Raw genomic sequence first — 6,926 nt, 5'->3', positions numbered from 1 at the left:
TGCCGCCTTAAGCCCAGAAAAACCAAAACGGTGGAGCATAAAATCGACAGCACCTGCAGGCTTGGCCGCACCTACGCCGACTTCCTGGCCTTTACGGAAGCATCAGACGCTCCGGTCGTTGAGATAGATTCAGTTATCGGGCGTGTCGGTGGAAAGGTCCTGCTCACGATGATGTTCAAGTCCTGTGACTTGATGCTGGCCTTCATCAGGGAACGCAATACCTCCCAGTCCGTTATCGACGTCTTCAACTGCCTAGACGAAACTCTTAGCAGAGAGGTGTTCAGCCGCCTTCTTTCCGTTTGCCTCGCTGACAACGGTTCAGAGTTTTCAAACCCGAAAGCTTTGGAGTATGATGCACAGGGCCGCCGCAGGACGCGGCTGTACTACTGCGACCCATTCGCATCATACCAGAAGCCCAACGTGGAGTTGAACCACGAGTTCATTAGGAAAATATTGCCCAAAGGCACATCGTTTGACGCCCTGTGCCAAGGGGATATTGACCTTATGATGTCGCATATCAACTCCTATTCCAGGGAGAAACTGGGCGACAAATCGCCGTTGGATGTGTTTAACTTCATCTACGGATACGATGATGTCCTTAAAAAGCTGAGAATCAGCAGGATTCCTGCTAATGAAATCCTGCTGAAGCCGTCGCTTTTGAAAAAATAATTTCAGTATCATTTAACCCGCAGAACACATCCATACCGATCCTGATCAGGGGGACGCGGTTACTCTGTCCGAAAAACGGTTTCCGGGTACCCCTTTTATTAGTATACTCTTTTTTAGAACTCGGCTGGCAGATTTTCGCTCCATATAATCTGAATCGGCTATTTTTAACAGGTACTATACCTGTTATTCCCAGTATTTTGACAGACTCAATGAAACCCCACTATATTTACTCTGTCAAAGGTTGCATTTACTTTGACCGCTCACCAAAGAATTTATCGCCAGTTATTTTTCGCATTTTCTTATTATTTGCGGCAAAAATACAACAATACATCTAATGTAAAAAATAATAAAACAATTTAGCGTATTAATAAACTCCAATACCACGAAATCATTTCGTTGCCAAAAAGAATGCTTCCTATGATACCTATCACTAAAAACGGTCCATATGGGATTGCAGTCTTTAATTGTCCTTTGCCGCTGACCAGGATAATCACCCCAAAGACTCCGCCGATGATTGAACCGACAAGCATTGCCCAAAACGTTAGTTTCCAGCCTAGGAAAAAGCCTGCTGCGGCCATCAGCTTGATATCTCCGCCGCCTATGCCGCCTCTCGAGAATATATAGATCAGCAGCAAACCCAATCCAGCTCCAAAGAAGCCAATCAGCCTCTCCAGCCAGGAGACATCCTGATTGAAGAAAGCAAACAAAATACCCAGAACCAGAATCAGGAGAACGCTCCAGTTTGGGATCAGCATGGTCTTAAAATCAATGAACGCAATGAGTAAAAGGATCGAGCCAAAAATCAGAAAACTCAATGTTTCTAGAGAAAAACCGTATTTCCAGAATAAAGCACAGTACAGCAGCGCATTCAGGATTTCCACGACCGGTTTGGATGGGAAATCTCTGTGCTCTTCTTCCATGTTTCTTCTAATTAATATTTTCAAAAATTTTCCGGCAGCAAGCCCGACAATAAATAATCCCAAATAGACCAGCCAAACATGTTCCATAAAAAACGTTTCCATCTCAAACACTCCTTTAATCTTTCTTCCCTTAGGGTATCTAAATTCGCAGGATTTGTAAATATTAGCAATTTTTCTTTATTTTTGATTTACACTATAATACAATAAATTAAAATAGACAAAATATAAATAATTAAATTGGAGAAAAAAATGCCGGAAACGATGCGAAAACTGGGACAGCTTTTAGTTGAATCAGAGGTGATTACTGCTAAGCAGCTCGAAGATGCTTTGGAAATGCAGTCCAAAACTTCTAAAAAACTGGGCGAGATCCTTATTGAAACGAAATCTATTACGGAAAAACAGCTACTCAAAGTGCTGGAATTTCAATATCATATTCCTTACTATGATCTAGGTGAAACTCCGATTGATCCTCTTGCTACGGGACTGATTACGGAAGGAATGGTCAGAAAGCATTCCTTGATACCGATCAAGAAGGAAAATAATGTGCTGATCGTTGCCATGGTCGACCCGCTGGACTTTTATGCGATCGATGATGTCAAACGGGCAACCCGGCTTGATGTCAAGCCAGCCATGGCTACCGCGTCGGATATCATGAATGCGATCGAGCGCTATTATGGCAAGGAAAGCGCCGAAAAAGCGATTGAAGAACTGAAACAAACGTATGACCTTGTTGATTTCTCCGGAATTGACGATCAGTTTGGCGATGAGGTGACGAATGCCCCTGTCGTAAGACTGGTTAATTCCGTGATTCAGCATGCCATCAAGACAAATGCCAGTGACATCCATATTGAACCGTCTGACAATGAAATGCGGATCCGCTACCGGATAGACGGAGAACTTCAGGAAGCCATGAAAACATCTAAAGCGGCCCACCAGGCCATCGTCACCAGAATTAAGATCATGGGGCAAATGGATATTGCTGAGAAGCGCCTACCCCAGGACGGCAGAATTGAAGTCAGCATTGACGGCAATAACGTTGACCTCAGGCTTTCCATACTTCCAACAGTCCACGGAGAAAAGATAGTTATCCGCGTGCTCGGAATGAGAAACAGTACCTATACCAAATCTGAGCTAGGCTTTACTGCTGAAAATCTTGAGCTGTTTGACCGGATCATCAAAAGTCCAAATGGGATCATCCTTGTTTCTGGCCCCACCGGTTCCGGAAAAACGACGACACTTTACGCAGTCATGCGAGAATTGAATAAACCAACTGTCAATATCATCACCGTAGAAGACCCTGTTGAATACCGGATGGATGGGATCAATCAGGTCCAAGTCAATACCAAAGCTGGCCTGACTTTTGCCTCGGGACTGCGGTCGATTCTGCGTCAGGACCCCGACATTATCATGATTGGGGAGATCCGCGACTCGGAAACAGCCCAGATTGCGATCCGTTCAGCCATCACCGGCCACCTGGTCTTAAGCACTATCCACACCAACGATGCAGCTTCCTCGATTATCCGGCTAGTCGATATGGGAATTGAATCTTATCTTGTTTCTTCCGCTGTTGTCGGCCTAATGGCTCAAAGACTTGTCCGCAAAATCTGTCCAAAATGCAAAACTTCATACCGGCCGGAACATGCCGAAATGATGCTGCTGAAACTGCGCGAACCCCAGCCCCTTTACAAGGGGACCGGATGTCCTGCCTGTAATTACACCGGTTATTCCGGTCGAACCGCCATCCATGAAATCATTCCGATCAACAAGGATATCCGCGAGATGGTTAATCGGGGAGTAACTCCTGATCAAATAAGACATATTGCCGGCCGTTTCGGCTATATTTCCCTGCGTGATACCTGTACCCGTCTGGTTCTGGACGGAACCACCACCACGGAAGAATTATTAAAAGTAACCTATAGTATTGAATAGACCGATCAAATCTATTTATGTTGAGGAGTGTTTGTATGAATCTAAATATCAGGGACTTACTTTTAATGTCATTGGAACTTAAAGCTTCTGACCTCCACATCACAACCGGTCTTCCCCCAATGTTCAGAATCAATGGTATCTTGACTCCGATGGCAAATGCCAAGTATTTGTCTCCGTTGGACACCAAAGAGCTTGTTGATGAACTAATGGATGAACCCGTGAAAAACCGTTTGCAGCAAAAGGGAGAAGTTGACTTTTCCTATACGATCCCTGGTATCAGCCGTTTCAGGGTTAACGTCTACAGCCAGCGAAAAAGCCTGGCGGCCGCGATCAGGGTCATTGTTCCGGATATTCCAAGTATTAACGAGCTGGGACTGCCTGATATCCTGAAAGACCTCGCAATGAAACCCAGAGGTCTGATCCTGGTCACGGGTCCGACCGGTTCCGGTAAATCCACTACCCTTGCTGCCATGGTGCGCCATATGAATACGCACCGCAACAGTCACGTCATTACCATCGAAGACCCGATCGAATATTTGCATGCCCATAATCAATGTATGATAAACCAGCGTGAGATTGGTGACGATACCCATGCCTTTGCAGATGCTTTACGGTCTGCACTGCGTGAAGACCCCGATGTTATCTTGGTCGGTGAAATGCGCGACCTTGAGACGATCAACACGGCCCTGATGGCTTCAGAAACAGGCCACTTGGTCTTGTCCACCCTCCATACTTCATCCGCAGCGACTACCATTGACCGGATCATCGATGTTTTTCCGCCGAATCAACTGCAGCAAATTAAAGTTCAGTTGGCATCTGTTCTTCAGGGCATTATCTGCCAGCAGCTGCTGCCTACTATGGATGGTACCGGACGTGTTGCAGCGATGGAAGCTCTCATCGTCAATGACGCTGTCCGGAATATGATCCGTGAAGGCAAGACCCACCAGATTGATACGGTCATCCAGACTGGCATCAAAGCGGGTATGGCCCCGATGGATTATTCTCTGGCGAATCTGGTTAAGCGGAAGATGGTAACCCTTGAGGAAGCTAACTTAAGATGCGTGAATCCTGAGTTGTTCTCGAAGTATCTTGATCAGCCGTTTATATTCTAAGTTGAAATAGGGGCTTACGGCATGGTGCTATCCGCTCTTCGACTGTTGCGCCATCCATGGTGCAAACAGTCGCGTTATAAAGCAATAAAATAAAGCGCCCTGTTCGGAGTATAAGAAATATTCCGGGCAGGGCGTTTCTTTCACAATTAAGTATATCATCTATGGGGAGATCACCTATTAATAGATCTTTTCCCGAAAGCGGGATATCGCATGCTTGAACTTGACCGGCCAGATCTCTTCACCCCTGCGGAGCAGTTCCCCCATTAGCTCCGCAACATATAGCTTACCAACTCCTGTAAGATTTAAAACCAGAATATCTGAACTTTTTTCTTCAATGATAACGTCTCTGGCCTCGATATCTGTCTTCCTGTGAATCAAGCGAAGTTCTTCCTCTTTCTGCAGGGTTTCAAGCTCCATTTCCAGTGTTGATTTTTCCATCAACCAGGAATATTCGGCCATCTCTTTCAGATTTAAGATACCGAATTGTCCAAAATCAAGAACCATGATCTGATCGTCATGATAAAGCACGATATGTTTCAGCTCCTAATAATACCTGCTGAAAATCAGATTTCCTTTCACTGACTTCAATGCAAAAAAGCTGTCGCTCTTTGAGCTGGCGGTAAAAGTTCTGAATACTATCGGCTTCCAGAACGCCTGTCGATCTCTGGCCGGAAAAATCTTTAGCAACATACGAATATAGAGGCATATTTCCACTCCCTCTGCTATATTTTACATTTAATTTACATTATTTTTACATATTTTTTACATTTATTCGCTTATCTTATATTTTATTTTTAGAAATAAAAATACGTTTTAATTATACTACTAAATAACATAAATTGTAATATTTTTCTCAAATTGTCATTGACAAAATCTTGACAAATTATACTTCTGGTGTTCTCTTCATTCTTATTTACTACTTCATACCTCAACTCCGCGGGTGATGGGAATCGCTCCGCTTCGCGAATTGGCCTCTGCCAATTCGCTCGCTATCACGCCGGGGTGGGAAAATGCTTCCATAGGTCGCATTTGACGGCCACGGGTGGCCTAATGCCGTGATGCCATGGGCAAGGTGCGGCGCTGCCTGTTCGATCCCCATCACCCGCTCCATAAAAAAATCCTGCGCGGTCGCGCAGGATTTTATTTTCTTTGGAGCGGGTGATGGGAATCGAACCCACGTAACCAGCTTGGAAGGCTGGCACTCTACCATTGAGTTACACCCGCATGTTTGGTAGCAGGGGGGGGATTTGAACCCTCGGATGAGCGGGTATGAACCGCTTGCCTTAGACCACTTGGCTACCCTGCCATGGCTCCCCGAGCTGGATTCGAACCAGCAACCTATCGGTTAACAGCCGATTGCTCTACCGTTGAGCTATCGAGGAATATGCTGGCGGAGAAGGAGGGATTTGAACCCTCGCAGCAGTTACCCACTCTAACGGTTTAGCAAACCGTCCTCTTCAGCCACTTGAGTACTTCTCCGTAAACTACTGATTGGTGCGGAAGGCGGGACTTGAACCCGCACGGTGTTAACCACACGCCCCTCAAACGTGCGCGTCTGCCAATTCCGCCACTCCCGCATAAAACTGGAGCCGTTAACCGGGATTGAACCGGTGACCTTATCCTTACCAAGGATACGCTCTACCTACTGAGCTATAACGGCGAATGCCTTCTGGAACAATGGTGCGCTCGGAGGGATTCGAACCCCCGGCCTTCTGATTCGTAGTCAGACGCTCTATCCAGCTGAGCTACGAGCGCATATTTTTTTGGAGCGGGTGACGAGATTCGAACTCGCGACTTTCACCTTGGCAAGGTGACACTCTACCACTGAGTTACACCCGCATGATAGATGGTGAGCCATCCGCGACTCGAACGCGGGACACCCTGATTAAAAGTCAGATGCTCTACCGACTGAGCTAATGGCTCGGAAATAATATTGTTTTGATGGTGGGCCATCAGGGGCTCGAACCCTGGACACCCTGATTAAGAGTCAGGTGCTCTACCAGCTGAGCTAATGACCCGTCTGGCTGGGGTGGCTGGATTCGAACCAACGTATGCCAGAGTCAAAGTCTGGTGCCTTACCGCTTGGCGACACCCCATCGGTTTCAGGATGGATTCGTAATTTGATAAATTATGGCGACCCCGATCGGATTTGAACCGACGATCTCCTGCGTGACAGGCAGGCGCTTTAAACCACTAAGCTACGGGGCCAATTCGATATTCGAGGCACGACGTTCGATATTCGAACCTTCGTATTCCTCAGCAGTAAGTTTCCCGATGTTCAGTCCGTACCTTCCGC

At 46.3% G+C, this 6,926-nt stretch carries 6 protein-coding genes and 12 tRNA genes (1 of these 18 running past the window's edge); 3 read left to right on the top strand and 15 right to left on the bottom strand.

What is annotated here, in order from left to right; translation table 11 throughout:
• On the top strand, positions 1-669 hold the 3' portion of the coding sequence (locus DEHRE_RS05580; RefSeq protein WP_025205429.1) for a helix-turn-helix domain-containing protein. Its footprint begins 648 nt before the window's first position; only the last 669 of its 1,317 coding nucleotides appear in the window; the start codon falls outside the window, past its left edge; the stop codon is at positions 667-669.
• 356 nt (positions 670-1,025) lie between these two features.
• Here DEHRE_RS05580 and DEHRE_RS05575 read toward each other — a convergent pair whose 3' ends face one another.
• Complete coding sequence (locus tag DEHRE_RS05575) at positions 1,026-1,691, bottom strand: prepilin peptidase (protein ID WP_019226761.1); 666 nt, start codon at positions 1,689-1,691, stop codon at positions 1,026-1,028.
• A 147-nt stretch (positions 1,692-1,838) separates the two neighbouring features.
• Between DEHRE_RS05575 and DEHRE_RS05570 the strand changes: the two genes are divergently transcribed.
• Together DEHRE_RS05570 and DEHRE_RS05565 are read left to right on the top strand one after the other, a co-directional pair.
• Positions 1,839-3,518: a GspE/PulE family protein gene (locus tag DEHRE_RS05570; protein WP_019226760.1), complete on the top strand. Its 1,680-nt coding sequence runs from the start codon at positions 1,839-1,841 to the stop codon at positions 3,516-3,518.
• Positions 3,519-3,553: 35 nt separating this feature from the next.
• Positions 3,554-4,630, top strand: a complete 1,077-nt coding sequence (locus DEHRE_RS05565) for a type IV pilus twitching motility protein PilT (RefSeq protein ID WP_025205428.1) — start codon at positions 3,554-3,556, stop codon at positions 4,628-4,630.
• Positions 4,631-4,807: 177 nt separating this feature from the next.
• On the opposite strand, the gene DEHRE_RS05560 is transcribed toward DEHRE_RS05565, so the two are convergent.
• From DEHRE_RS05560 to DEHRE_RS05500, 14 genes are all read right to left on the bottom strand, one after another.
• A complete protein-coding gene (locus tag DEHRE_RS05560) occupies positions 4,808-5,158 on the bottom strand; it encodes a hypothetical protein (RefSeq protein WP_019226758.1) in 351 nt (116 codons plus the stop codon).
• The gene (locus DEHRE_RS14385) at positions 5,145-5,336 is read right to left on the bottom strand and encodes a hypothetical protein (protein ID WP_019226757.1); all 192 of its coding nucleotides are present in this window, start codon (positions 5,334-5,336) and stop codon (positions 5,145-5,147) included. Before DEHRE_RS14385 ends, DEHRE_RS05560 begins: the two co-directional genes overlap by 14 nt.
• A 444-nt stretch (positions 5,337-5,780) precedes the next feature.
• Positions 5,781-5,854 (bottom strand) — tRNA-Gly (locus DEHRE_RS05555).
• A 5-nt stretch (positions 5,855-5,859) separates the two neighbouring features.
• Positions 5,860-5,936: transfer RNA gene (locus DEHRE_RS05550), tRNA-Ile, on the bottom strand.
• A gap of 1 nt (position 5,937) precedes the next feature.
• A tRNA-Asn gene (locus DEHRE_RS05545) sits at positions 5,938-6,012 on the bottom strand.
• A 6-nt stretch (positions 6,013-6,018) separates the two neighbouring features.
• Positions 6,019-6,109 (bottom strand) — tRNA-Ser (locus DEHRE_RS05540).
• Positions 6,110-6,122: 13 nt separating this feature from the next.
• Positions 6,123-6,207: transfer RNA gene (locus DEHRE_RS05535), tRNA-Leu, on the bottom strand.
• 7 nt (positions 6,208-6,214) lie between these two features.
• A tRNA-Thr gene (locus DEHRE_RS05530) sits at positions 6,215-6,290 on the bottom strand.
• Positions 6,291-6,308: 18 nt separating this feature from the next.
• Positions 6,309-6,385 (bottom strand) — tRNA-Arg (locus tag DEHRE_RS05525).
• A gap of 9 nt (positions 6,386-6,394) precedes the next feature.
• A tRNA-Gly gene (locus DEHRE_RS05520) sits at positions 6,395-6,469 on the bottom strand.
• A gap of 8 nt (positions 6,470-6,477) precedes the next feature.
• Positions 6,478-6,553 (bottom strand) — tRNA-Lys (locus DEHRE_RS05515).
• 19 nt (positions 6,554-6,572) lie between these two features.
• Positions 6,573-6,648: transfer RNA gene (locus tag DEHRE_RS05510), tRNA-Lys, on the bottom strand.
• Between the two features lie 3 nt (positions 6,649-6,651).
• Positions 6,652-6,726 (bottom strand) — tRNA-Gln (locus tag DEHRE_RS05505).
• Positions 6,727-6,761: 35 nt separating this feature from the next.
• A tRNA-Asp gene (locus tag DEHRE_RS05500) sits at positions 6,762-6,838 on the bottom strand.
• Between the last annotated feature and the right edge of the window lie 88 nt (positions 6,839-6,926).

Source organism: Dehalobacter restrictus DSM 9455, assembly GCF_000512895.1.
In the GTDB taxonomy this organism is placed as follows: domain Bacteria; phylum Bacillota; class Desulfitobacteriia; order Desulfitobacteriales; family Syntrophobotulaceae; genus Dehalobacter; species Dehalobacter restrictus.
The sequence above is the reverse complement of the archived record's forward strand: the minus strand, read 5'-3'. Positions and strand labels throughout refer to the sequence as shown.